The organism is Cellulomonas sp. P1_G12_2, from assembly GCF_056405535.1.
Window position 1 is genome coordinate 42,076 of the sequence record NZ_JBFUBX010000007.1, and the last position, 23,493, is coordinate 65,568.

General features: G+C 74.0%; 21 protein-coding genes. 6 read left to right on the forward strand and 15 right to left on the reverse strand.

Annotation, left to right across the window (positions count from 1 at the left end; all coding sequences use genetic code 11):
- Window positions 1-21: 21 nt before the first annotated feature.
- The 7 genes from AC1DXT_RS17915 to AC1DXT_RS17945 form a co-directional block, all read right to left on the reverse strand.
- Window positions 22-1,182, reverse strand: a complete 1,161-nt coding sequence (locus AC1DXT_RS17915; RefSeq protein WP_477062656.1) for an ABC transporter substrate-binding protein — start codon at window positions 1,180-1,182, stop codon at window positions 22-24.
- Window positions 1,183-1,249: 67 nt separating this feature from the next.
- A complete protein-coding gene (locus AC1DXT_RS17920) occupies window positions 1,250-2,011 on the reverse strand; it encodes an ABC transporter permease (RefSeq protein WP_477062657.1) in 762 nt (253 codons plus the stop codon).
- Window positions 2,008-2,799: an ABC transporter ATP-binding protein gene (locus AC1DXT_RS17925; protein WP_477062658.1), complete on the reverse strand. Its 792-nt coding sequence runs from the start codon at window positions 2,797-2,799 to the stop codon at window positions 2,008-2,010. The genes AC1DXT_RS17920 and AC1DXT_RS17925 overlap by 4 nt, the downstream gene beginning before the upstream one ends.
- Complete coding sequence (locus AC1DXT_RS17930; RefSeq protein ID WP_477062659.1) at window positions 2,796-3,731, reverse strand: ABC transporter permease; 936 nt, start codon at window positions 3,729-3,731, stop codon at window positions 2,796-2,798. The genes AC1DXT_RS17925 and AC1DXT_RS17930 overlap by 4 nt, the downstream gene beginning before the upstream one ends.
- Complete coding sequence (locus AC1DXT_RS17935) at window positions 3,728-4,744, reverse strand: TIGR03842 family LLM class F420-dependent oxidoreductase (RefSeq protein ID WP_477062660.1); 1,017 nt, start codon at window positions 4,742-4,744, stop codon at window positions 3,728-3,730. The genes AC1DXT_RS17930 and AC1DXT_RS17935 overlap by 4 nt, the downstream gene beginning before the upstream one ends.
- Before the next feature lie 13 nt (window positions 4,745-4,757).
- A complete protein-coding gene (gene hydA, locus AC1DXT_RS17940; protein ID WP_477062661.1) occupies window positions 4,758-6,176 on the reverse strand; it encodes a dihydropyrimidinase in 1,419 nt (472 codons plus the stop codon).
- 16 nt (window positions 6,177-6,192) lie between these two features.
- Window positions 6,193-7,041: a nitrilase-related carbon-nitrogen hydrolase gene (locus AC1DXT_RS17945; RefSeq protein ID WP_056092976.1), complete on the reverse strand. Its 849-nt coding sequence runs from the start codon at window positions 7,039-7,041 to the stop codon at window positions 6,193-6,195.
- A gap of 222 nt (window positions 7,042-7,263) precedes the next feature.
- On the opposite strand from AC1DXT_RS17945, the gene AC1DXT_RS17950 reads away from it, so the two are divergent.
- From AC1DXT_RS17950 to cofD, 5 genes are all read left to right on the forward strand, one after another.
- Complete coding sequence (locus tag AC1DXT_RS17950) at window positions 7,264-8,583, forward strand: aminotransferase-like domain-containing protein (RefSeq protein WP_477062662.1); 1,320 nt, start codon at window positions 7,264-7,266, stop codon at window positions 8,581-8,583.
- Window positions 8,584-8,764: 181 nt separating this feature from the next.
- Window positions 8,765-9,748, forward strand: a complete 984-nt coding sequence (locus tag AC1DXT_RS17955; protein WP_477062663.1) for a putative F420-0 ABC transporter substrate-binding protein — start codon at window positions 8,765-8,767, stop codon at window positions 9,746-9,748.
- Complete coding sequence (locus AC1DXT_RS17960; protein WP_477062664.1) at window positions 9,745-10,764, forward strand: putative F420-0 ABC transporter permease subunit; 1,020 nt, start codon at window positions 9,745-9,747, stop codon at window positions 10,762-10,764. The genes AC1DXT_RS17955 and AC1DXT_RS17960 overlap by 4 nt, the downstream gene beginning before the upstream one ends.
- A complete protein-coding gene (locus AC1DXT_RS17965; RefSeq protein WP_477062665.1) occupies window positions 10,755-11,525 on the forward strand; it encodes a putative F420-0 ABC transporter ATP-binding protein in 771 nt (256 codons plus the stop codon). Before AC1DXT_RS17960 ends, AC1DXT_RS17965 begins: the two co-directional genes overlap by 10 nt.
- Complete coding sequence (gene cofD, locus AC1DXT_RS17970) at window positions 11,522-12,475, forward strand: 2-phospho-L-lactate transferase (RefSeq protein ID WP_477062666.1); 954 nt, start codon at window positions 11,522-11,524, stop codon at window positions 12,473-12,475. The genes AC1DXT_RS17965 and cofD overlap by 4 nt, the downstream gene beginning before the upstream one ends.
- Before the next feature lie 7 nt (window positions 12,476-12,482).
- Here the strand turns inward: cofD and cofC are convergent, their stop codons facing one another.
- The 6 genes from cofC to AC1DXT_RS18000 all read right to left on the reverse strand — a co-directional run bounded on the left by cofC (window position 12,483) and on the right by AC1DXT_RS18000 (window position 21,084).
- Window positions 12,483-13,100 carry a 2-phospho-L-lactate guanylyltransferase gene (gene cofC / locus AC1DXT_RS17975; RefSeq protein ID WP_477062667.1) on the reverse strand — a complete coding sequence of 206 codons (618 nt, stop codon included), beginning with the start codon at window positions 13,098-13,100 and terminating at the stop codon, window positions 12,483-12,485.
- A 33-nt stretch (window positions 13,101-13,133) separates the two neighbouring features.
- Window positions 13,134-15,869, reverse strand: coding sequence for an FtsX-like permease family protein (locus tag AC1DXT_RS17980; RefSeq protein WP_477062668.1), 2,736 nt, complete (start codon window positions 15,867-15,869; stop codon window positions 13,134-13,136).
- Window positions 15,866-19,069, reverse strand: a complete 3,204-nt coding sequence (locus AC1DXT_RS17985; protein WP_477062669.1) for an FtsX-like permease family protein — start codon at window positions 19,067-19,069, stop codon at window positions 15,866-15,868. The genes AC1DXT_RS17980 and AC1DXT_RS17985 overlap by 4 nt, the downstream gene beginning before the upstream one ends.
- On the reverse strand, window positions 19,062-19,724 hold the full coding sequence (locus AC1DXT_RS17990; protein ID WP_477062774.1) for an ABC transporter ATP-binding protein: 663 nt from the start codon (window positions 19,722-19,724) through the stop codon (window positions 19,062-19,064). The genes AC1DXT_RS17985 and AC1DXT_RS17990 overlap by 8 nt, the downstream gene beginning before the upstream one ends.
- A 17-nt stretch (window positions 19,725-19,741) precedes the next feature.
- Complete coding sequence (locus tag AC1DXT_RS17995) at window positions 19,742-20,626, reverse strand: ABC transporter ATP-binding protein (RefSeq protein ID WP_477062670.1); 885 nt, start codon at window positions 20,624-20,626, stop codon at window positions 19,742-19,744.
- A gap of 119 nt (window positions 20,627-20,745) precedes the next feature.
- Window positions 20,746-21,084 carry a TM2 domain-containing protein gene (locus AC1DXT_RS18000; protein ID WP_477062671.1) on the reverse strand — a complete coding sequence of 113 codons (339 nt, stop codon included), beginning with the start codon at window positions 21,082-21,084 and terminating at the stop codon, window positions 20,746-20,748.
- Between the two features lie 66 nt (window positions 21,085-21,150).
- Between AC1DXT_RS18000 and AC1DXT_RS18005 the strand changes: the two genes are divergently transcribed.
- Entirely contained in the window at window positions 21,151-21,729 is a 579-nt protein-coding gene (locus tag AC1DXT_RS18005; protein WP_056092961.1) for an HhH-GPD-type base excision DNA repair protein, read from the forward strand.
- On the opposite strand, the gene AC1DXT_RS18010 is transcribed toward AC1DXT_RS18005, so the two are convergent.
- Window positions 21,713-22,480, reverse strand: coding sequence for a coenzyme F420-0:L-glutamate ligase (locus tag AC1DXT_RS18010; RefSeq protein ID WP_477062672.1), 768 nt, complete (start codon window positions 22,478-22,480; stop codon window positions 21,713-21,715). The two genes, AC1DXT_RS18005 and AC1DXT_RS18010, sit on opposite strands and share 17 nt — an antisense overlap.
- Window positions 22,477-23,493, reverse strand: a complete 1,017-nt coding sequence (locus AC1DXT_RS18015) for a TIGR03557 family F420-dependent LLM class oxidoreductase (RefSeq protein WP_477062673.1) — start codon at window positions 23,491-23,493, stop codon at window positions 22,477-22,479. Before AC1DXT_RS18015 ends, AC1DXT_RS18010 begins: the two co-directional genes overlap by 4 nt.

Below are 23,493 nucleotides of genomic sequence, written 5' to 3' on the forward strand. Positions count from 1 at the left end.
CCCCCCCCCCCCCGCGACGGGTCAGTTGCCGCCGGCCTCGAGTGTGACGTCGATGGGCTCGAAGCCCTCGCCGGACACGTCGACGCCCTCGTCTTCCAGCTCGGCCAAGGCCTTCTCGACGTACTCGTTGGTGTACGCCTCGGCATCCGGCTCGGTCGTGATGACCGTGGCCCCCTGGTCGTTCTTGGTGGTGAGGGCCACGTCGACGGTCTGCGTCCACGCGTCCTCGTCGATCATGCCGATGCCGTCCGGGGACGGCCAGATCAGCTTGTTGATCTCGTTGGTCTGCCACAGCTGGTGGCTGTTGCCCAGCTGCGAGCCCTGGGCCACGACGATGTCCCGGGCCTCCTCCGGGTTGTCGCGCGCGTAGATCCAGCCCTTGATGCTCGCCTTGATGAACTTGACGGTCGTGTCCTGGTACTCCTCGTCGGACGCGAGCTTCTCCGAGTTCGCCCAGATGGCGTCCTGGAGCATGGCGGTGCCCTCGTCGTTCCAGTTGATCGCCGTGAAGTCGTCGGCCGTGTACAGCTCGCCCGTGTCGGGGTTCTCGGCCTCGAGCAGCTGCGCGTACTCGTTGTACGTCATGGCCTGCGCCGCGTCGATGTCGCCGGCCAGGAACGCGTTCATGTCGAACTGCTGCTGGACCAGCGTGACGTCGGTGGCCGGGTCGAGGCCCGCCTTGGTCATGCCGGCGAACAGCTCGAACTCGTTGCCGTACCCCCAGTTGCCCACCGTCTTGCCCTCGAGGTCGGCCGCGGTGGAGATGCCCTTGTCCGCGAACGAGACCTGCAGGGTGCCGGACTTCTGGAAGATCTGGGCGACGTCGGTGATGCCGGCGCCCTGCTCACGGGATGCCAACGCCTTGGGCACCCACGCGATCGCGTAGTCGACCGAGCCGTCGGCCAGCACCGACTGCGGCACGATGTCGGTGCCGCCCTCGATGATCTGGACGTCGAGGCCCTCGTCCACGTAGTACCCCTGGTCGACCGCCGCGTAGTAGCCGGCGAACTGGGCCTGGGTGAACCACTGGAGCTGGAGCTTGACCGGGATGAGCACCTCGGAGCTCATCGACGGCTCCTCCTCGGGCTCGTCGCCGCTGTCGGAGCTGCATCCGGACAGGGCGAGCGCGGCGGTGACGCCGACCGCGGCCGCGCCCCACGCAGTACGCCTGGTGAGTCTCATCGTCATCCCTCTCGTTGGCTGTGCTGTGCGGATATCGGCCGACTGGCTGCGGTGGCAGGCGGACGTTCTAGCCCCCTTGACGCCTCGCGACGGCGCGCTCGAGCGCGAGGGTCGCGACGTAGAACACGAGTCCGAGCAGGATGGCGCCGAGCACGAACGCCCACGCCCGCGCGTAGGCGCTGTTGGACGCGGCCGAGGTGATCCGGGAGCCGAGGCCGTTCTGCAGACCGCCGAAGTACTCCGCGACGATCGCCGCGATGACGGCCGTCGACGACGCGATGCGCAGGCCCGTGAACAGGTAGGGCAGCGCCCCGGGGATGGTCACCGTGCGGGTGATCTGGCGCGGGGTCGCCGCGTACGCCTTGAGCAGGTCGCGGTGCACGGGCTGGACCTGGCGCAGGCCGCGCAGCGTGTTGACGAACACGGGCGCGAACACCACGACCGACACGACGACCCGGCGCGGCGTGGTCGACGTGGTCCCGAACATGGTGTTCAGCGCAGGGGCAAGCGCGACGATCGGCATGACCGACAGGGCCGCGGCGGTCGGCGACAGCAGCGTGTCCGCCATCCGGCTGCGCGCGGCCACGATCGCGGCAAGGATGGCCGCCACCGCACCGACCAAGAGCCCGACCAGCACGTTCATGCCCGTGGCCAGCGCCGCGGACCACACCAGCGGGACCACCAGCACCAGCTGCTCGACGATCGCCGTCGGGCTCGGCAGCAGGTACGGCTTGATGCCGGCGCCGACGACGAACGCCTGCCAGATCGCCAGCGCGACCACGCCGAGCACGATCGGCGCGGCCCAGCGGCGGACGGTGGCGGCGGTCATCGCAGGTCCACCCCTCGCGCGGTGACCGGGGTGCCGTGCAGCGCCTCGCGCACCGCGGTGACGGCCGCGAAGAACGAGGCGTCCTCCCGCAGGTCCTCCCCGCGCTGGTCCCCGAGGTTCACCGGCACGACCGCGCTGATCCGGCCCGGCCGCGGTGACATGACGACCACCCGCTGCGACAGGAACACGGCCTCGGGGATCGAGTGCGTGACGAACACGACGGCCGCTCCGCTCTCCGCGCAGATCCGCACGAGCTCGGTCTGCATGCGCTCGCGCGTCATCTCGTCGAGCGCGCCGAACGGCTCGTCCATGAGCAGCAGGCTCGGGCGCTCCGCGAGCGACCGGGCGATGGCCACCCGCTGCTGCATCCCGCCGGACAGCTGGTGCGGGAAGTGGCCGGCGAACTCGTCGAGCCCCACGAGCGAGAGGAGCTCGGCGGCGCGCTTCCCGCGCTCGGCCTTGCCCACGCCGTGCAGCTCCAGCGGCAGCTCCACGTTGCCCGTGACCGTGCGCCACGGCAGCAGGCCGGCCTGCTGGAACGCGATGCCGTAGTCCTGGGCCTCGCGGGCCTGCTGCGCGGTCTTGCCGAACACCGTGAGCTCGCCGGTCGTGGGGGTGTCGAGGTCCGCGATCAGGCGCAGGAGGGTCGACTTGCCGCAGCCGGAGGGGCCGATGAGCGAGACGAACTCGCCGGCCGCGACGGTGAGGTCGATGCCCTCCAGGGCGTGCACGTCTCCTGACCGGGACGCGAAGACCTTCCCGACGCTGCGGGCCTCGACGGCGTTCACTTGACCTCCGCATAGCGGTAGCGACCCAGGCCGAGCCCGAGCAGGGACACGAGCAGGGCGGCGACCAGCCCGAGCAGCGCGGCCGCGATGATCGCCGCCCACGGCTTGGCGGGGTCGCCGCTGGCGGACTGGGCGTAGCCGATGATCAGCCGCCCGATGCCGCCCTTGGTGCCCGTGGACACCTCGGCGACGATCGCGCCGACCACCGCGGTCGCCGCGCCGAGCCGCAGTGCCGGCAGGAGGTACGGGACGCTGGCGGGCAGGCGCAGCGAGCGCATGGTGCGGGTCCAGCTGGCCGCCTGCGCCCGGAACAGCTCGACCTGGGCGGCCGGGGGCGACTGGAACCCGCGCAGCGCGCCGATCGTGACCGGGAAGAACGCCAGGTAGCTCGCGATGAGCGCCACCGACATCCACCGCTGCCACTCGAGCTCGCCGAGGTGGATGCGACCGCCCCAGCCGACGACCAGCGGGGCCAGCGCGATGAGCGGGACGGTCTGGCTGAGCACCACCCAGGGCACCAGGGCCGACTCCGCCAGCTGCCACCGCTGCATGAGCGCCGCGAGCACCAGCCCGCCGACCGACCCCACGAGCCAGCCCGCGAGCGCGACCCGGAGGGTGAACCAGCAGGCCGAGAGCATCGCGCTCAGCACGGTGGGCGAGCCGGTCGCGGACGTCTCGGGCTCGAGCACCCGCTCGACGATCGTCCACACGTGCGGCATGGCCAGGTCGTCGGTGCGCGGCAGCACGCTCGCCTCGCCGAGGTGGCCCCCCGCGTCCGGGACCACGACCTTGACCAGCTCCCAGAGCGCGGCGAGCAGGAGGACCGCGAGGACGCCGACGAGGACCCGGCGTCCGACGGCGGACCGCTCGCGCGGACGCACGGGCACCGGCGCGGTGCGCTCCGGAGCGAGCGTCGTCGCGAGATCGGTCATGCGGTCGCCACGACCGGCGTCGCGAGCGCGGGGATGACGTGCTCGCCGTAGACGCGCATCGTCTCCTCCTTGTTGTCGTGCTGGAGGTAGCCGGCGAACTGCGTCACACCGAGCGCGCGCAGGGCCTCGAGCTTCTCGACGTGCTCCTGCGCGCTGCCCAGCAGGCAGAACCGCTCGACGATCTCGTCCGGGACGAACGCGGCGTGGGTGTTCCCTGCGCGACCGTGCTGGTTGTAGTCGTAACCCTGCCGGCCAGCGATGTAGTCGGTCAGGGCCTTCGGCACCGACGAGTCGGCGCCGTACCGGGACACGATGTCCGCCACGTGGTTGCCGACCATGCCGCCGAACCACCGGCACTGCTCGCGCATGTGCGTCCGGTCGTCACCGATGTACATCGGGGCCGCGATGCAGAACTGGATCGCGTCGGGGTCCCGGCCCGCCTGCTCGGCGGCGTCGCGGACGACCTTGATGGTCCACGCCGCGATGTCGGGGTCCGCGAGCTGCAGGATGAACCCGTCGCCCACCTCCCCCGTGAGCTTCAGCGCCAGCGGCCCGTACGCGGCCACCCAGATGTCGAGCGCCGACCCCTTCGACCACGGGAACCGCACCTCGGCCCCGTGCAGGTACGCGGGCCGGTCGTTGGCCAGCTCGCGGATCACCTCGATCGACTGCCGCAGGGTCGCCAGGTTGGACGGCTTACCGTGCAGCGTCCGCACCGCGGAGTCGCCGCGGCCGATCCCGCAGATGGTCCGGTTGCCGTACATCTCGTTGAGCGTGGCGAACAGCGAGGCGATCACCGACCAGTCGCGCGTGGCCGGGTTGGTCACCATGGGCCCGACCATGACCTTGCGGGTGGCCGCGAGGATCGCCGAGTAGATGACGAACGGCTCCTGCCAGAGCAGGTGCGAGTCGAAGGTCCAGACGTGGCTGAACCCGTGGGTCTCCGCCAGCCGGGCCAGCTCGACGGTGCGCGAGGCGGGCGGGTTCGTCTGCAGCACGACGCCGAAGTCCATGTGGTGAGCCCTTCTACAGGAGGTACTGGGACAGGCCGCGCGGCACGTACTTCCCGTGCCCGGCGCGCCCGTGGTAGCCGGTCTCGTCCACGACGACGGATCCCCGCGAGAGGACGACGTCGACGTGCCCGTCGATCTCGTAGCCCTCCCACGCGGAGTGGTCCATGTTCATGTGGTGCGTCTTGCCCACCCCGATCGACGTGTGCCCGGCGGGGTCGTAGACCACCACGTCGGCGTCGGCGCCGGGGGCGATCACGCCCTTCTTCCCGTACAGCCCGAACATCCGCGCGGGGGTGGTCGAGGTGAGCTCGACCCACCGCTCGAGGGTGATCTGACCCGTGACGACCCCCTGGTACATGAGGTCCATCCGGTGCTCGATCGAGCCGATCCCGTTGGGGATCGCCCGGAAGTCACCGACCCCCAGGTCCTTCTGGCCCTTCATGCAGAAGGGGCAGTGGTCGGTGGAGACCATCTGCAGGTCGTTGGTGCGCAGCGCCTGCCACATGTGCTCCTGGTGCCCCTCGGCCCGCGAGCGCAACGGCGTGGAGCACACCCACTTGGCGCCCTCGAAGCCGGGCGCTCCCAGCTGCTCCTCGAGGCTGAGGTACAGGTACTGCGGACACGTCTCGCCGAACACGTTCTTGCCGTTGTCCCGCGCCCACGCCAGCTGCGCCACGGCCTGCTTGGCGCTCACGTGCACGACGTAGAGCGGGGCGTTCGTGACGTCGGCCAGCATGATCGCCCGGTGCGTGGCCTCCTCCTCCAGCTGCCACGCGCGTGCGATGCCGTGGTAGTACGGGTCGGTCTTGCCCTGCGCGACCAGCTGGGCGGCGAGCACGTCGATGGCCGGCCCGTTCTCCGCGTGCATCATGGTGAGCAGCCCCAGGTCGGCGGCCTTCTGCATCGCCTTGAGGATCTGCGCGTCGTCGGAGTAGAAGACCCCCGGGTACGCCATGAACAGCTTGTAGCTGGAGACCCCCTCGGCGACCAGGCCCTCCATTGCCTTGAGCGAGTCCTCGTCGACACCGCCCACGATCTGGTGGAACCCGTAGTCGATCGCGCAGTTCCCCGCGGCCTTGTCGTGCCAGGCGCCGAGCCCGTCCATGACCCGCTCCCCCGTGCGCTGCACGGCGAAGTCGATGATCGTGGTCGTCCCTCCCCAGGCGGCGGCCCGGGTACCGGTCTCGAACGTGTCCGAGGCGTTCGTGCCGCCGAACGGCAGCTCCATGTGGGTGTGCGCGTCGATGCCGCCCGGGATCACGTACTTGCCGGTGGCGTCGATCACCTGGTCGACGTTCGAGGCCAGGTCGAAGCCGAGCAGGGTCGAGCCCGGCGTGAGCACCGCGGCGACGGTCTCGCCGTCGACGAGCACGTCCGCGGCCGTCCGACCCGTCGCGCTGACCAGGGTGCCGCCCGTGATGAGCGTCTTCATGACTGTCCCTCCTCGCTCAGGGCGCCACGATCGGGCCGTACGCGTCCGGCCGGCGGTCGCGGAAGAACTGCCACCGCTCGCGCACGATCCGGATCTGGTCGAGGTCGAGGTCCCGGATGATCAGCTGGTTCTCGCTGGACGAGCCCACCTCGCCGACGTAGTTGCCGTCGGGGCCGACCGCGTACGACGAGCCGTAGAAGTTGACCGCCTCGTCGCCGTACTCGTTGTCCTCGAGGCCCACGCGGTTGTTGGCGACGACGAAGTAGCCATTGGCCACCGCCGCGGCCGGCTGCTCGATCTCCCAGAGCTTGTTGGAGATGCCCGGTGCGGTGGCGTTGGGGTTGAACACGATCTCGGCGCCGTTCAGCGCGAGCACGCGCCAGCCCTCCGGGAAGTGCCGGTCGTAGCAGATGTTCACGCCGATCTTGCCGACCGCGGTCTCGAACACCGGGTACCCGAGGTTGCCGGGGCGGAAGTAGAACTTTTCCCAGAACTTGGGCAGGTTCGGGATGTGGTGCTTGCGGTACTTGCCGAGGTAGCTGCCGTCGGCGTCGATCACCGCTGCGGTGTTGTAGAGAACGCCGGGCTGCTCCTCCTCGTACACCGGGAGCACGATGACGATGCCCAGCTCCTTGGCCAGCGCCGCGAACCGCTCGGTCGTCGGGCCCGGCACGGACTCGGCGTAGTCGTAGTACGCGGTGTCCTGCGTGATCCCGAAGTACGGGCCGTAGAACAGCTCCTGGAACGCGATGATCTGCGCCCCCTGGGAGGCGGCCTCCCGGGTCCACGCCTCGTGCAGCGCGGTCATCGACTCCTTGTCGCCCGTCCAGGTGGCCTGGGTGAACGCGACGCGTACGACCGTCATAGGGGCTCCTCCGCTTCGTATCAGAACGGCCTCGGAGCCTTCACCGGCGCCGGAGTGCCCGTTCTTGGCACCGTAGCCTGGAATGTGACTGTCCGGGTTGAACATTTCTGCGGTGTTACTCCGCGTTACCGGGGCGCGAAGATCGATGACGCGCACGTAAACATCTGGACCGATGTCCGGGGACGCCTGGCTGGGGACCAGCGTGCGGGCATCCTGGCGCGCATGGACCTGGCCGCCCACGTCGACGACCGCAGCCCCCGTGGCATCGCCGCCACCGTGGCGCGCCTGGTCCGCGGCGGTGACCTGCGGCCCGGCGACCGCCTGCCGACCGTGCGAGGCCTCGCGGCCGAGCTCGGTGTCAGCCCCGCGACGGTGAGCGGGGCGTGGCAGGCGCTGTCGGCGGTCGGCATCGTGACGTCGCGGGGACGGGCGGGGACCGTCGTCCTCCCGCCACCGGCCAGCTGGCTGCCGCCGCGGTACCGCGACCTCGCCGGCGGCGCACCGGCCCGCCTCGACCTCTCGACCGGGACCCCGGACCCGGAGCTGCTCCCGCAGATCGGGCCGGCCCTCTCCCGGGTCGCCCTCCAACGACCCGCCGCGGACACCGGGGCCTACGTGGCGTCGCCGGTGGTCCCCTCCCTCGAGATCCTGCTCCGGGACTCCTGGCCGTTCGCCCCCCAGCGCGTGACCGTCGTCGACGGCGCCCTCGACGCCATCAGCCGCACGCTCGAGCAGGTAGCGGGCTACGGGTCCCGGGTGGCCGTGGAGGACCCCGGGTTCCCCCCGCTGTTCGATCTGCTCGACCAGCTCGGTCTGGAACGCGTCCCGGTGACGCTCGACCGGCAGGGCATGCGCCCCGACGAGCTCGGCCGTGCGCTGGAGGGCGGTGCGCGCGTCGTCGTCCTGCAGCCCCGCGCGCACAACCCGACCGGCGTGAGCATGACGTCGACGCGCGCCCGCGAGCTGGCCGCGGTGCTGCGGCGGCACGACGCGCTCGTCGTCGAGGACGACCACTCCGGGGAGATCGCGTCGGCCCGCGACGTCAGCCTGGGCGCGCTCCTGCCCGATCGCGTGGTGCACGTGCGCTCCTACTCCAAGTCGCACGGTCCCGACCTGCGGATCGCCGCCGTCGGAGGTCCGGCCGCCGTGCTCGACGGGCTGGTCGCCCGCCGCATGCTCGGGCCCGGCTGGACCAGCCGGCTGCTGCAGCACGTCCTGGTCGACCTGCTCACCGACAGCGCCGCCATCGAGGCCGTCGCCCACGCCCGCCGCGTCTACTTCGCGCGCCGCCGCGCCCTGCGCGAGGTGCTGGCCACGCACGGGATCGCGCTCGACCCCGGCGACGGGATCAACCTCTGGCTCCCGGTGCACGACGAGCGCACCGCGCTGGTCCGCCTCGAGGCCGCGGGCATCCGCGTCGCACCCGGCACCCCGTTCTCCGCCGACGGCCCGGCCGGCGACCACGTCCGCGTCACGGTCGGCCTGCTCGGCTCCGAGGTCGACGACGTCGGCCGGGCGCTCGCGCTCGCCGCGGCGCCGTGATCGACGACACTTGCCCAGACGCCACCCGGCAGGCCTACTCTGTGCGCGGAACCCGACCGGTTGTGGTCGGGTCGCGCCGCCCGGCTGTGGGCGGCCCTCCGGAGGTGCGACGTGCACCCCACCCCCGCTCGCGAGCAACCCGCTGCCGCGCGCCCGTCGCAGACCCCCCGGAGCCTTCTCGATGCGCAGCATCCGTCCCGTCCTCGCACTCGCCGCCGTCGCCCTGACGATCTCCGCGTGCTCGACCCAGAGCACGCCGCAGGCGGCGCCGACCGAGACCTCGAGCGCCACGTTCGCGCCGGTCACGCTCGACAACTGCGGCACCGAGGTCACGGTCGACACCCCGCCGACGAAGGTCGTGACCATCAAGTCGACCGCCACCGAGATGCTCCTGGCCCTGGGCCTGCAGGACGTGATGATCGGGACCGCGTTCGCGGACGGCCCGGTGCCGGCGGACTACGCGGCCGCGTACGACGCGATCCCGGTGGTCTCGGACAAGGTGCCCGGTCAGGAGGCGCTGCTCGGGCTCGAGCCCGACTTCGTCTACGCCGGCTGGGAGTCCAACTTCTCGGCCGACGGCGCCGGCGACCGCACCGCCCTGCACGACCTCGGCATCGGCACCTACGTGTCCCCGGCGGCGTGCAAGGAGGAGGGCTACATGCCTGACCCCCTCACGTTCGACGAGGTCGCCGACGAGATCCGCGAGGTCGCGGCGGTCTTCGGGGTGCCGGAGCGCGCGGAGGCGCTGATCGCCGAGCAGGAGGCCACGCTCGACGGGGCGCAGAAGCCCGCCGAGGAGACGACCGCCCTCTGGTACAGCTCCGGGTCGGACACCCCGTACGTCGGCGCCGGCATCGGTGCACCGCAGATGATCATGGACGCCGCGGGCCTGACCAACATCTTCGCGGACGTGCACGACACGTGGACCTCGGCCGGCTGGGAGCAGGTCGTCGCCGCGGACCCCGACGTGATCGTGCTCGTCGACGCCGCCTGGAACACCGCCGAGAAGAAGATCGGGATGCTGGAGGCCAACCCCGCCACGAGCCAGCTCACCGCAGTCCGCGAGAAGCGGTACCTCACTGTCCCGTTCGCGGCGGGCGAGGCCGGTGTGCGCAACGCGGAGGCCGTGGCGTCGCTCGACGACCAGCTCGCCGAGCTGGGGTGAAGGCCCGGACGCCCCTGGCCCTGCTCGTCCTGGCGGGGCTGGCCGCCCTCGTCGTCACCGTGCTGGTCGCCGTCACGATCGGGCCCGCCGACCTGGGGGTCGCAGAGGTCGCCCGCAGCATCGGAGGTCACCTGGGCCTGCCGGTCGACGCCGTGCCCCGCCTGCACGACGCGATCGTCTGGGACCTGCGCCTCCCCCGGGTGCTCACCGCGGCGGCCGTGGGTGCCGGGCTGGCGCTCGCCGGTGCGGTGATGCAGAGCCTGACGCGCAACCCTCTGGCGGATCCCTACCTGCTCGGCCTGTCCTCGGGCGCGTCGCTGGGCGCGGTCGCCGTGCTCGTCGTCGGTGTGGGCCTCCTGCTGCCGGTCGCGGCGTTCGCGGGTGCCCTGCTGGCCCTCGTCGCGACCCTGGCGCTCGCCCGCTCCGGGAGCACCCTGTCCCCGGGCCGGACGGTCCTGGCCGGGCTGGCGGTGTCGCAGATGGCCGCCGCGGGCACCAGCTTCGTCATCTTCTGGACCGCCACCGGTGACTCCTACCGGGAGATCCTCAACTGGCTGCTCGGCTCGCTGGCCGGCGCCACCTGGACCTCCGTGGCCATCGCGGGCATCGCGGTGCTGGCCGTGGGCAGCGTGCTGGTGGTCAGTGCCACACGGCTCGACGCGTTCGCCTTCGGGGACACCTCCGCGGCGGCCCTCGGCATCGACGTCGACCGCACGCGCTGGACGCTCATGACCGTCGTCGCCCTGCTCACCGGGGCGATGGTCGCGGTCAGCGGGGCGATCGGCTTCGTCGGGCTGATCCTCCCGCACGCGGTGTCGTCGCTGACGGGGCCGGCCCACCGCCGGCTGCTCCCGGTCGCGGCGCTGAGCGGCGCGGTGTTCCTGATCTGGGCGGACACCCTCGCGCGCACGGTGTTCGACCCGCGCGAGCTGCCCGTCGGCATCGTCACAGCCCTGATCGGCGTCCCGGTCTTCGCCTACCTGCTGCGGCGCGGGAAGGGGTCGGCGTGGACCTGACCCTCGACGGCGTCGGCACCCGGCTCGGCGGCCGCTGGGTGGTGGACGGCATCGACGCCACCCCGCCCGCCGGGCACCTGACCGGCCTGCTCGGCCCGAACGGCGCCGGCAAGACCACCCTGCTGCGCCTCATCGCGGGACTGCTACCGCCGGAGAAGGGCGCGGTGCTCGTGGAGGCGGCCCCGGTGCACGAGCTGGGCAGGAAGGCTCGCGCGCAGCGGATCGCGCTGCTCGAGCAAGAGTCCACGAGCACGGTCCCGCTGACCGTCCGCGAGGTCGTGTCCCTGGGCCGGATCCCCTACCGGAGCCTGTGGGGCACGGACCCGGACGACGCCGCGGTCGACCGCGCCCTGGTCAGCGCGCAGGCGGACCATCTCGCCGACCGCCCCTGGTCCTCGCTGTCCGGCGGCGAGCGCCAGCGCGTGCAGATCGCGCGCGCCCTGGCGCAGGAGCCGGAGCTCCTGCTGCTCGACGAGCCCACCAACCACCTCGACGTGAGCGCCCAGCTGAGCCTGCTGGCGTTCGTGCGGGACCTGGGCACGACGACGGTCGCGGCCCTGCACGACCTCAACCTCGCCGCGGCGTTCTGCGAGCACGTGCTGGTGCTGGCCGACGGCCACCTCGCCGCGGCCGGGCACCCGCGTGACGTGCTGCGCCCCGACCTGCTGCGGGAGGTCTACGGCGTGGAGGCCGACATCCTGGAGCACCCGCGCACGGGCCGCCCGGTCATCGCGTTCCACGAGCCACGGAGGCCGCAGTGAGGATCACCGTCCTGTCCGGCGGCGTGGGTGGCGCGCGGTTCACCCGCGGTCTGCGGGCACTCCTGCCCGACTCCGACCTCACCGTAATCGCCAACACCGGCGACGACATGTGGCTGCACGGCGTCCGCGTCTGCCCGGACCTCGACACCCTGATGTATACGCTCGGCGGCGCGGTGCACGAGGACCAGGGCTGGGGCCGCCGCGACGAGTCCCGCCGCGTGAGCGACGACCTCCAGGCCTACGGCCTCGGCTGGGACTGGTTCACGCTCGGCGACCTGGATCTCGCCACCCACCTGGCCCGGACCGAGCTGCTCCGCAGTGGATTGCCGTTGTCGCAGGTCACCGCGCGGCTCGCGGAACGGTGGCAGCCGGGCGCGACGCTCCTGCCGATGACCGACGACGAGGTGGAGACGCACGTCGTGGTGGAGGACGGCCGCACCATGCACTTCGAGGAGTGGTGGGTGCGGTACCGCGCCGCACTGCCCGCTCGCCGCTTCGTCCAGACCAACCTCGATACGGCGACACCGGCACCCGGGGTCCTCGACGCGATCGCCGACGCCGACGTCGTGGTGGTCCCCCCGTCCAACCCGGTGGTCTCCGTGGGCACCATCCTCGCGATCCCCGGCATCCGCGACGCCCTGCGCACCACCTCTGCCCCGGTCGTCGGCGTGAGCCCGATCGTCGGCGGGGCGCCGGTGCGCGGGATGGCCGACGCGTGCCTGACCGCGATCGGCGTCGAGACCAGCGCGGTCGCGGTCGCGCGGCACTACGGGCTGCGCCCGGACGGTGTTCTCGACGCCTGGCTCGTCGACGAGCGCGACGCCGACGCCGTGGCGCTCCTCGACGCCGACGGCTGGACGGTGGCCTCCGCTCCCACCCTGATGACGGACGTCTCCACGACGGCCGCCATCGCCGCCGCGGCACTCGCCCTGGTCGACCGCGTGCCCTGACCGCCAGTCAGCCGAGGCCCAGCACCTCGTGCGTGGCGGGGCCGACGCCGAGCCGCTCGACCGCCGCGAGATCCGCCGGGACGTCGACGTCCTGGTGCACCGTCGAGGTGGCCACCACGTCCAGGCGCACGTGCCCCGCGCGCTCGTGGGCGGCGCTCGACCCGGCGCCGAACCGCGGTTCCAGCGCGACGCCCGGCAGCGCCGCCAGGAGCGTCGTGCCCGTGCCCTCGGCGTCGGCGACCACCGCCCGGTCGTGCGCCGCGGCCATGTCCAGGGCGTCGGCCAGGTCGTCGGGCCGCAGCGCGGGCAGGTCCCCGAGCAGGATCGCGGTGCCTGCGTCGGGGGCGAGCACCCGGGCGCGCTCGACACCCGCCCGCAGGGCGGAGTTCAACCCGCCGCCGGGGTCGTCGACGAGGTCGGTCGAGGTCGCGAGCAGGGACCGCAGCACCACGTCTCCGGTGACGACGACCACGCGGTCGACCGACGACGCAGCACCGGCGGCGGCCACGGTGTCGACCGCCATGGCCCGCACCAGCCGCTCGCGGGCGCCGGGCGAGAGCGCGTCCGCCAACCGGGTCTTCCCCTCGGCGCCGAGCTTCACAGGGATGACCACGACCCATCGCACGGACGCATCCTGCCTCATCCGGGCGCGGCCGGGTCAGCCGGAGCGCATCATCTGGCTCAGCTCCTCGTGGCCGGGCCGCGGACGCTCGACGGCGACGACGACGCTCACGGCGAGGGCCAGCCCGAGCAGCGTGCCGAGCACCCACCACGGCAGGACGAGCGCGGGCGGCCCGACCTGGTGCGTGAGGCTCTGCAGGCCGAGTGCCCCGACGATGAGCGCGCTCAGCGCGACGCCGGTCAGCATCCCCGCGACGGCCGGCCCGAGCACCGGCCCCACCAGCTCGGCGAGCACCAGGCGCCCGCCGGACCGACGCGGCAGACCCAGGGCGCGCAGCTGCAGGAGCGCGCGCCGACGGTCGACCGCACCGGCGGCCGCCGCGAGCCCGACCGCGGCGATGCCGAGACCCGCGAGCACCGTCCCGGCCGCGCGGAGCATCCGGTCGAACGCGGCGGCGGTCGGCGCCGACCGCACCTCGTCGAGCCGGCCCGTCCGCGTGGTGACGGCGATGTCGTCAGCCGAGCCGGCCGCGGAGGCCGCCCCAGGTCCGGCCCACCAGGCCACCGTCGCCTGCACCGGTCGGCCGAGCGCGTCGGCAAGGGCCGCCCGGTCCACGACGACCGTCACCGACGACGCGGCGTCGGCGAGCGGCAGGTCGGGGGCGACGCCGACGACCTCCAGCGGGATCGACTCGCCGTCCCACCGCAGGTTCAGGGAGGTCGCTCCCGGACGCACGCCCGAGACGAGCGCGGGGATCGCAGCCGCGTCGGCACCGCCGAGCGCAGCGAGACCGGGTGCGTCCGGTGCGGGTGTCGCCGCGAGCAGACGCGCCTCGGCCGCGGCGTCGACCGCCACGAGCCGGGCGACCTCGTCGACGCCGTCGCCGAGCAGCTGCGTGCCCTCGACCACGCGAGCCGTCGCGACGAGGACCTCGGGAGCGACGCCGAGATCGGTCGCCAGGTCCTCGGGCAGCCCCGGTTCCGGTGCGGCCGTCAGCACCACGTCCGCTCCCACGGTGGCCCACGAGCCGGCCTCCTGGCCGGAGCGGACCGTCGCCTGGAGCGCGAGCACCAGGGTGGACATGGCCGCCACCAGGACGAGCGTCAGCACGGGCACGACCGCCACCGGCGTGCGCGCGACCGCGACGAGCGTGATCGGCCCGCGCGTCCGCGCCGCCGCACGCCGCGCCCAGCGGGTGACGGGGGGCAGCAGGCGCAGCAGCAGCACGGCGACCGCGGCTGCGACGAGCACGGGAGCGGCGGTCACGACGAGGTCGGCACCGAGGCTGCCGGCCGCCGACCGCGCCCCACGGGCTCGGAGGGTGACCAGGCCGGCGGCCGCCAGCAGCACGACGGTCGCCTCGACCAGGGGGCGCCGCAGACCGGCACCCCGTGCGGGGGCCCGCCCGGTCCGGCGCGCCGGCGGGGGTGCCGCCGAGCGCCCGCCGACCCGCGCGGTGAGCACCGGGGGGATCAGGGCGGCGAGCACCATCGGGGGTACCACCCAGCCCCACGGCACCGGTCCCGGCACCAGCATCCCCGCCACCGCCAGCCCGATCGAGGACCCCACGAGCACCAGGGCCAGCGACTCGGCCGCGGCAGCGCCGGCGAGCGCGCCGAGGGTCGCGCCGAGCGCGCGCTGGTGCGCGAGCACGGACGCTCGGCGGCGGACCAGGAGCGACGCGGCGAGGACCAGGACCAGGAGCGCGGTCGCGACGACGCCGGACAGCACGACCGCCGCCTGAGCCGTCGTCGCCGCGACCCGGTCCTGCGCGTCCTCCAGCAACCGGTCGAGCCGCGTGGTGACGGTCGGGCTCGCCGCGGGGAGGCCGAGGGTGCGCGGAGCGGCCACCAGCGCGCGCACCGCACGCGCCGTCTCGTCGGCGGACCGGGCATCGAGGGTGGTGGGCACGGAGTCGAACGTGTAGGACACGACGAGGCGGTCCTCGGGCAGGTCGTAGCGGGCGGCGGGCACGGAGGTGGCGCTGGTGAGCGCGGACACCGCGACCCGGCCGGCGAGTCCACCGACGGTCCGCGGCGAGATCACGGTCGGCGCGACTCGCCACACCCGCGCCGCCGCGTCGACGGGTCGGAACACGCCGGTGACCGGCACGGCGATGCGTGCGCCGTCGGGGTCCACGACGGTGAGCGCGTCGCCGACGCCCACCCCGAGGGCGGCGGCGACCTGCTCGGAGAGCCCGACCTCCACGGGCAGCGGCTCGTCGCTCGGCACGGCGTCGGGCTCGATCGTCGTCGCGGGCGGGCCGCCGGCGACCCAGGTGACGGCACCGGTGGCCGGGTCGGTGACGTCGTACGTCCCGCGACCGACCCGCCCGTCCGCGAGGTAGGCGAACCGGAGCAGCACGGGCACTCCCCCGACGCTGCCCGCCGCGAGCTCGGGGCCGACGAGCGAGGCGACAGGTTCCGTGACAGCGGCGGCCACCGGGCCGGGCAGGTTGCCCGCGAGCAGCTGCGCGGTGCTGCTCAGCTCGTCCGCGGTGCCGAGACGCAGCTCCCGCACGTCGCTCCCGTCCCGCACGGTGACGGCGAGCGCGCTCCCCTCGTCGCCGGCGGCCGCGCGCACCTCGTCGGTCGCGGCGCGGTCCAGCAGGCGGGGAGCCGAGGACGCGAGGAACGTCACCAGCGCGACGACGACCAGTGCCAGCGCCAGAGGTCCGCGCGTCGCCCAGGCCTGCCGGGCGACCTGGTCGACGGGGATGGCGCCGGCCCACGGACGCGCCCGATCCTTCTCCCGCCAGGAGCGGCGGTTCATCGGGCACTCCCTGTCCGCAGGCTCGCCGCGGTCGAGCGTCGCGCGACCCGGCGCGCCGGGGGCAGCCCGACGAGCGCGCACCCCGCGAACAGGACGCCCAGCACCACCACCAGCGCGGCCCAGGGCCACACGACGAGCGCCGCAGGAACCGGAACCCCGCCGTGCCGCGCGGTGACCAGCGCGGGTCCGAGCACGAGCGAGAGCCCGGCGCCGGCGAGCGCGCCCAGGCCGACGGCGACGGCCGTGAGGATCACGTGGCGAGCAGCGCCCGTGGCGGACAGGACTCGACGAGGGACGCCCAGGGCGCGCAGCCGTGCCGTCTCGGCGGAGCGGTCGTGCGCGACGGCGAGCTCGCGCGCCACCGTGCCCGCCATCGCCAGCGCGAGGGCGGCCACCACCAGGAGCGCCAGGGCGACGGCCGCGGCGGCGCGCAGCGCCCCGGAGGTGAGCTCGTCCTCGAGGGCGGTGCGGGACACGCCTCCGGTCGCCGCGACCACCAGGTCCGGGTGGTCGGTCGCGACCCACCACTCGTCGACCACCGGGTCCAGGTCGCCGCGCTCGAGGAGGGCGCGCGACAGGGTGTCGACGTCGGCGAGGACCGCGGGGCTGTCCGGGGCGGAGGGCACGTAGGGCAGCACTCCCGCGACCACGGCAGGGAGCACCACGGAGGCGACGCCGAGGTCGAGCGCGTCGCCGACGGTCACGCCCAGCTGGTCGGCCAGCACTGCCGAGACGAGGACGGGCACCAGCTCCGTCGGGCCGAACCCGGCGACCACGACCTCGACCGACGTGAAGCCGAGCTCGAACCGCGAGACGCGGGCCGAGAAGCCGAGGGTGTCGGCACCGGCCTCGGCAACAGGCCGGCCCGCCAGGGCCCCGTCGTCGGCGCTGTCGCCGGCGTACGCGGTCCACGCGGAGGGGTCGCCCTCGTGCGACGACGCACCGGGGACGCGCACGGTGACCCTCAGCCGCGGCTCGTCGCCCTGCGCGAGCTCCACCCCGCCCGGCACCACCACGCGGACGCCGACGACGCGCCACGTCGCGTCCGTCGGAGCCGGGACCGTCACGGGCTGAGGGGTGCCGTCGAGCACGACGTCCGGCGCGACGGCGGCGACACGCTCGCCGTGCGCGCCCTCGAGCACGAGGGTCAGGTGGGCGGGCAGCGCCACGCCGTCGACGCCCTCCAGGCCACCGGTCACCTCGATCGGCACCGTCGCCCCCGAGACGACGAGTCCTGCCGACCCCTGCCGCGGCCGCACCGGGTCGGTGAGCGTCGACCACGTGGCCGCGCCGCCCAGCCGGCCGCGGACGAGGAGCGCGGCTCGGCTCGTGTCGATGGCGACGAGCGTGACGGCCCCGGGGCGCGAGCCCAGCGTGATCGTGCGGTGCGTGGTCGGGGCGACACCCGCCCCTGGGGCAGCTGCGGCGGCCACCTGCGCGCCCTGGTCAGGCGTGCCGTCGACCGAGATCTGCACGTCGCTGCCGACGTCGGCGGCGGCCTGGTCGCGCTGCGACGCGAGCCACGTCGCCTGGAACACCAGCGCGAAGGTCAGGGACGCGGCCGCGAGCGCGACGAGGAACACGCCCTGCGTGGCGCGGCCGCGGGCCACCTGCCACCCGGCCAGGGGCACGGCCAGGCCGCGCGCGCGACGCGCAGCCACCTCGGCACCGCGCACCAGCGGCGCCATGACCCGCAGGGTCACCGCGGCGGCCGCCACCAGGGCGAGCGTGGGAGCCAGGACGAGCACCGGGTCCGGGGCGCCCTCGTCGAACCGGTGGGCGCGCAGCTGGACCACGCCCAGCACGGCCAGCACCACCAGGAGCACGTCCACCCCCGAGCGCGCGACCCCGCCCGCCACGACGTGCCGCGCGTCGCGCGACGGGCCACCGACGCGGACCGCGAGCACCACGCCGACCGAGGCCAGCGCCAGGGTGCCCGCCGCCACGCAGGCGACGACCAGCAGCCAGCCGTCCGCGGTCGGCCCGGCGGGGCCGGCACCGCTGGCGGCCCACACGTCCGCGAGCGGCCCCGTGCGCGTGACCAGCAGGTAGCCGGCCGCGGCGAGGGGCACGGCGAGCACCACACCCGCCAGCGCGAGCGCGAGGCCCTCGCCGGCCGCCGCGCCCGCGAGCTGCGAGCGGCTGGCACCGCGATCGGACAGGAGCGCGGTGTCGGTGCTGCGCCGCGTCGCCAGCAGGCGGGTGAGCAGGGCGATCGCGGCTCCGGCCAGCGTCGCCACCAGCAGCACCGTCGTGAGGACCAGCGCGGCGGTGACGTCGAGCTGGCGACGCGCGTCCGCGACGAAGCCCGGCAGGCGCGAGGCCGCCGTCACGGAGGCCAGCCGGTCACCGGCCTCCCGGTCCAGGGTGGCCCCGAGCCGGGCGACCCGGTCGGCCGCGTCGCCCAGGGCGTCGACGTGCGCGGTGAGGTCGGCGTCCGCCTGGATGCTCACCCGTCCGACCGGCGCGTCGGCGGCCAGCAGGGTCCCCGGGGCGACGATGAGCGGGCCGTACAGGGGCAGCCACCCGGAGTCGAGGTCCGCACCGGCCCCGCGCAGACGGTCCCGGTCCCACGCACCGGACGCGTCGCGCTCGACGAGGCCGACGACCACGAGCGGGGTCGACCCGAGGCTGAGCAGGTCTCCGACGCCCAGCCCGAGGAGCTTCGCGGTGGTGGTCGGCAGGACGACCTCGGTCGGTCCGCCCTCCGACCCGCCGGAGGCGGCCGGCCATCGCCCGGCCTCGATCGATGCGTGCTCCTCGACGGTGTCCGCGTCCAGCAGGTACGCGAGCCGGGCAGGGGCGCCGGGCAGGCGCGCGGGCGGTGTCGAGAGCCAGACCGACTCCGTGGCGTCGAGCGGGGCGAGCGCCCCACGCAGGGCGGGCAGCAGGTCGTCGACGACGGCCGTCGCACCGGGCGGGTCGTCGTCCGACGCGCCGTCGGTCCGCGCGGTCACGGTGACCAGGTCCGCGCGGCTCGCGGCGCCCAGGCCGGTCGCGTCGCTCGTCCTGCCCGTACCGTCGGCGGACGCCGCCGCGGCGGCCAGGGCGGCCTGGCGACCTGGGCCGACCAGCAGCACCCCGGTCCCCACGAACGCCCCGCTGAGCACCATGACCACCAGCACGGCCGCCAGCAGCTGCCACTGCGCCGCCGCCCGGCGGACCACGGGACCCGCCGGGAAGCCCCGGCGCTCAGGCATCGGTGAGGTGACCGTCGACGATCCGCACCACCCGGTCGGCGAGCGCGATCATCACGGGGTCGTGCGTGGCGACGACGGCGGCCATGCCCTCGGCCTCGACGACACCACGGATGAGGGCCATCACGGCCAGGCCGGTGTCGGTGTCCAGCTGGCCCGTGGGCTCGTCGGCCACGAGCAGCCGCGGCGACGCCGCCAGTGCACGGGCGATCGCCACCCGCTGCATCTGACCGCCGGACATCTCGTCGGGGCGCTGCTCGGCGTGCCCGCCGAGGCCCACGAGGTCGAGCAGCAGCCGCACCCGGCGCTCACGGTCCTCGACCGTGAGCCGCCTCAGCCGCAGCGGCAGGCCCACGTTCTCCGCGGCCGTGAGGTCCGCCAGCAGCCCGAACGTCTGGAACACGAACGCGACGGAGTGCTGACGCAGCGCGTCGAGGCCGTCGTCGTCGAGCGCGGTCACGTCCACGCCCTGCACCACCACCTCGCCCGCGTCCGGGCGGTCGAGCCCACCCACGATGTTGAGGAGGGTGGTCTTGCCCGAGCCGGACCGGCCGACCAGAGCGACCATCTCCCCCGGCGCCACCTCGAACGACACGTCGCGCAGCGCGTGGACCGCGGTGTGCCCGGTCCCGTACGTGCGACGCACGCCGCGCACCATGAGCGCCGGAGCCACGCTCACCGGGCGACCACGTCGGGCAGCAGCGAGACGCGGTCAGCCTCGAGCGCGAGCCGTACCCGCCGCGTCAGTGCCAGGGCCTCCCGGTACTCGCGGGGAACCTGGACGCGTCCGGCACGGTCCATGACCGCGTACTCCTGCGCGATCACCCGGGACGCACCGTCCTCCGCGACCTCCGTCCGGCGCAGCACCTCGGTGCTGGTCCGGCCGTCCCGGACCGCGACGGTGCGTTCTACCTGGTCGCTCACGGCCGGGTCGTGCGTCACCACGACGACCGTCACGCCGGCCTCGTGCTGCGCGAGCCGCAGGGTGTCGAACACCTCCTGCGCCGTGGCGGAGTCGAGCTCGCCCGTCGGCTCGTCGGCCAGCAGGAGCCGGGGCCCGTTGGCGAGTGCGACCGCGATCGCGGTGCGCTGCTGCTCGCCCCCGGACATCTGCGACGGCAGCCGGTCGGCGCAGTGGCCGACCCCGACCGTTTCCAGCAGCTCGTCGGCGCGGGCACGACGGGCTCGCGGCCCGCGGCCGGCCAGCGCGAGCGGCAGCTCGACGTTGCCGCGCGCCGTGAGGTACTGCACGAGGTTGCGCGCGGTCTGCTGGCGGACGAACCCGACGACGTCACGCCGGTAGGCGAGGCGCTGCGCGCGGGTCAACGCCGTGAGGTCCCAGCCCGCCACCCGCACACTGCCCGCCGTCGGCAGGTCCGCGCCCGCGAGCACCGACAGCAGCGTGGACTTGCCCGCACCGGACGGCCCGACGACCGCGATCATCTCCCCGGCGCCCACCGTGAGGTCCAGTCCCTGCAGCGCCTGCACCTCGACGGAGCCGTGCTGGTGGATGCGGACGAGCGACTCGCACTCCACGAGGGGGCGGGCCTCCTGCGTCATCGCGGGCACGGCACTGCCTTCCCTCGGCCGGGAGTCGGGTGCACCGGGCAAACATACGCGCGGCGCCGCGTCCGACCGGCCGGAACCCACCGCCGCGCCGGGAGGTCGCCCGATCACCGCTACCGGAGCTTGAGGCCGCGGGAGTCCGTGCTGTCGGTGGCCAGCAGCATCACGCCGTCGATGAACGCCCAGACGGCCACGCCGAAGACGAGCACGAGGCCGACGAGGAGGAACGCGGTGATCCACCCGACGACCGTGAGGACGAGCTGCGTGACCGCGATGCTCGTGTGCCCGGTGTAGAACCGCCCGACGCCCAGCGTCCCGAGGAAGATCTGCAGCAGGCCGGCGACGAGCTTCTGCTTGTCCGACAGCGGCTGCCCCGTGAACGGGTCCCGGCCGTAGGGCGCCCCCGGATCGTGCACCGGGTAGCCGTACGGTCCCGGGGGGTACATCGCCATGGCGCGACCTTATCGGCCGGCGGAACCGTCTTGGGCGTGTCCGGGACTCGCGAGAGGATCACTGTCATGACTCTCTGGCTCACCGGCGACCCGACCGCCGACCAGCTCCTCACCGACGACCCGTTCGCCCTGCTCATCGGCATGCTCCTGGACCAGCAGGTGACCATGGAGTCGGCCTTCGCGGGTCCCGCCAAGATCGCCGCCCGCATGGACGGCCTCGACGTCCACCGCATCGCGGAGGCCGACCCCGAGACGTTCGCGGCCCTGTGCGCGACGCCTCCCGCGGTGCACCGCTACCCGGGCTCGATGGCCGGCCGGATCCAGGCGGTGGCCGCCGCGGTCGCGCGCGACTACGACGGGGACGTCACGCGGCTGTGGACCGACGGCGACCCGGACGGGCCGACGGTGCTGAAGCGGCTCAAGGCGCTGCCGGGCTTCGGCGACCAGAAGGCGCGGATCTTCCTGGCCCTGCTCGGCAAGCAGCGCGGCGTGCAGCCGACCGGCTGGGCCGAGGCCGCCGGCGCCTACGGGGAGCCCGGGGCGCGCCGGTCCATCGCGGACGTCACCGACCCGGTCTCGCTGAGCGAGGTCCGGGCCACCAAGCAGGCGGCGAAGGCGGCCGCGAAGGCTACGGCTGGCCCCTGAGGGCGTCCTTCCAGCCCTGCGAGTACGCCTCGGCGCTGCCCTGCTGGAACATGTCCTCGTCGCCGAGCCGGACGAGCACGCGCGCGCCCGGTCCGTCGTCGTCGGTCACCAGGTGCCCGAGGCCGCGCACGACCGCGAGCGGCCGCCCCTCGGCCTTGCCCTTGACCAGCTCGCCGGCCGACGCGATCTCGTCGGCCACCGCGGCCTGCGTCATGATCAGCGGCCGACCGAACGTGTCCACCTGACCGCGCAGGTCGTCGAGCACGACGAGTCCCGCGGCGCCGATGGCGATGTCGGTGACACCCTGCCGCCACGGGCGCCCGGCGGTGTCGGTGATGACGACCCCCACCCGGACGCCGAACGCCGCCGACAGCCCCGCCCGGATCCGCCGCGCGGACGCGTCCGGGTCGAGCGGCAGCAGCAGCACGGTGCCCTCGGGGGTGTTGGAGGCGTCGACGCCGGCCGCGGCCATGACGAGGCCGAGCCGGTTCTCCACGATCCGGGTGACCCCCGAGGCGTGCTCGCGGGTCGCGACGACGCGGACGGTCTCGTCGGTGATCGCCTGCTCGCGGTCGTCGGCGGAGACCACGCGGCCCTCGGCCTTGGAGACCACCTTGCTGGTCAGGACGAGGATGTCACCGTCGATCAGCGGGTCGTCGCGGAGCAGCTCGGCGAGCAGCTGCACGAGGTCGTCGCCGGGCGCGATCTCGGGCAGCCCGTCGGGCGCCCAGACCTCGAGGCGGGAGCTCATCGCACCAGGTTGGGCAGCACGTCCGCCCCGAACGTCTCGATCCACTCGCGCTGGTTGCGCCCGACGTTGTGCAGGTAGATGCGGTCGAACCCGAGGTCCACGTACTTCTGGATCTCGGCGCGGTGCTTGTCGGGGTCCGCCGAGATGACCATCCGGCCCTCGAAGTCCTCCGGGCGCACCAGCTTGGCCATCTGCTCGAAGTCGAACGGCGAGCGGATGTCGGCCTTGGGGAACTTCATGCCGCCGTTGGGCCACTCGTGCATCGCGTGCGCCAGGGCCAGCTCGTCGGTCTCGGCCCACGACAGGTGCAGCTGCAGGACCTTCGGCATCGCCTCGGGGTCCTTGCCGGCCTCGCGCGCGCCCTCGTCGAACTTGCCGAACAACCCGGAGATCTTCTCCAGCGGTGCGCCGACCGTGATGAGCCCGTCGGCCAGCCGCCCGGCGCGCTTGGCGGTCACGGGACCGGCCGTCGCGACGAGGATCTCGGGGGCGACCTCGGGCATGGTCCACAGGCGCGTGGACTCCAGCTTGTAGAACTGCCCGGCGTGCTTGACGTCCTTGCCCGCGATCGACGCCGCGAACAGCTTCTTGATGATGTCGATGGCCTCGAACATGCGGTTGATCCGCTCGGGGGCCTCGGGCCAGTAGTTGGCGACGATGTGCTCGTTCAGGGCCTCGCCCGAGCCCAGGCCCAGCCAGTGCCGGCCCGGGTACATCGCGGCGAGGGTGGCCGACGCCTGCGCCACCATCGCGGGGTGCCACCGGAACGTCGGGGCGGTGACGCCGGGGCCGATGTCGCCCGTCGTGCGCTCCCCCAGCGCGGTCAGCACGTTCCAGACGAACGCCGCCTGCCCCTGCGCCGGCACCCACGGCTGGTAGTGGTCGGCCGCCATGACCCCGGAGAACCCGTGGGCCTCCGCGTGGACGGACAGCTCGACCGCCTCGGTCGGGTGGAACTGCTCGAGCATCGCCGCGTACCCGACCGTGAGGCCGTCCGCCGTGACCGTTGCCAT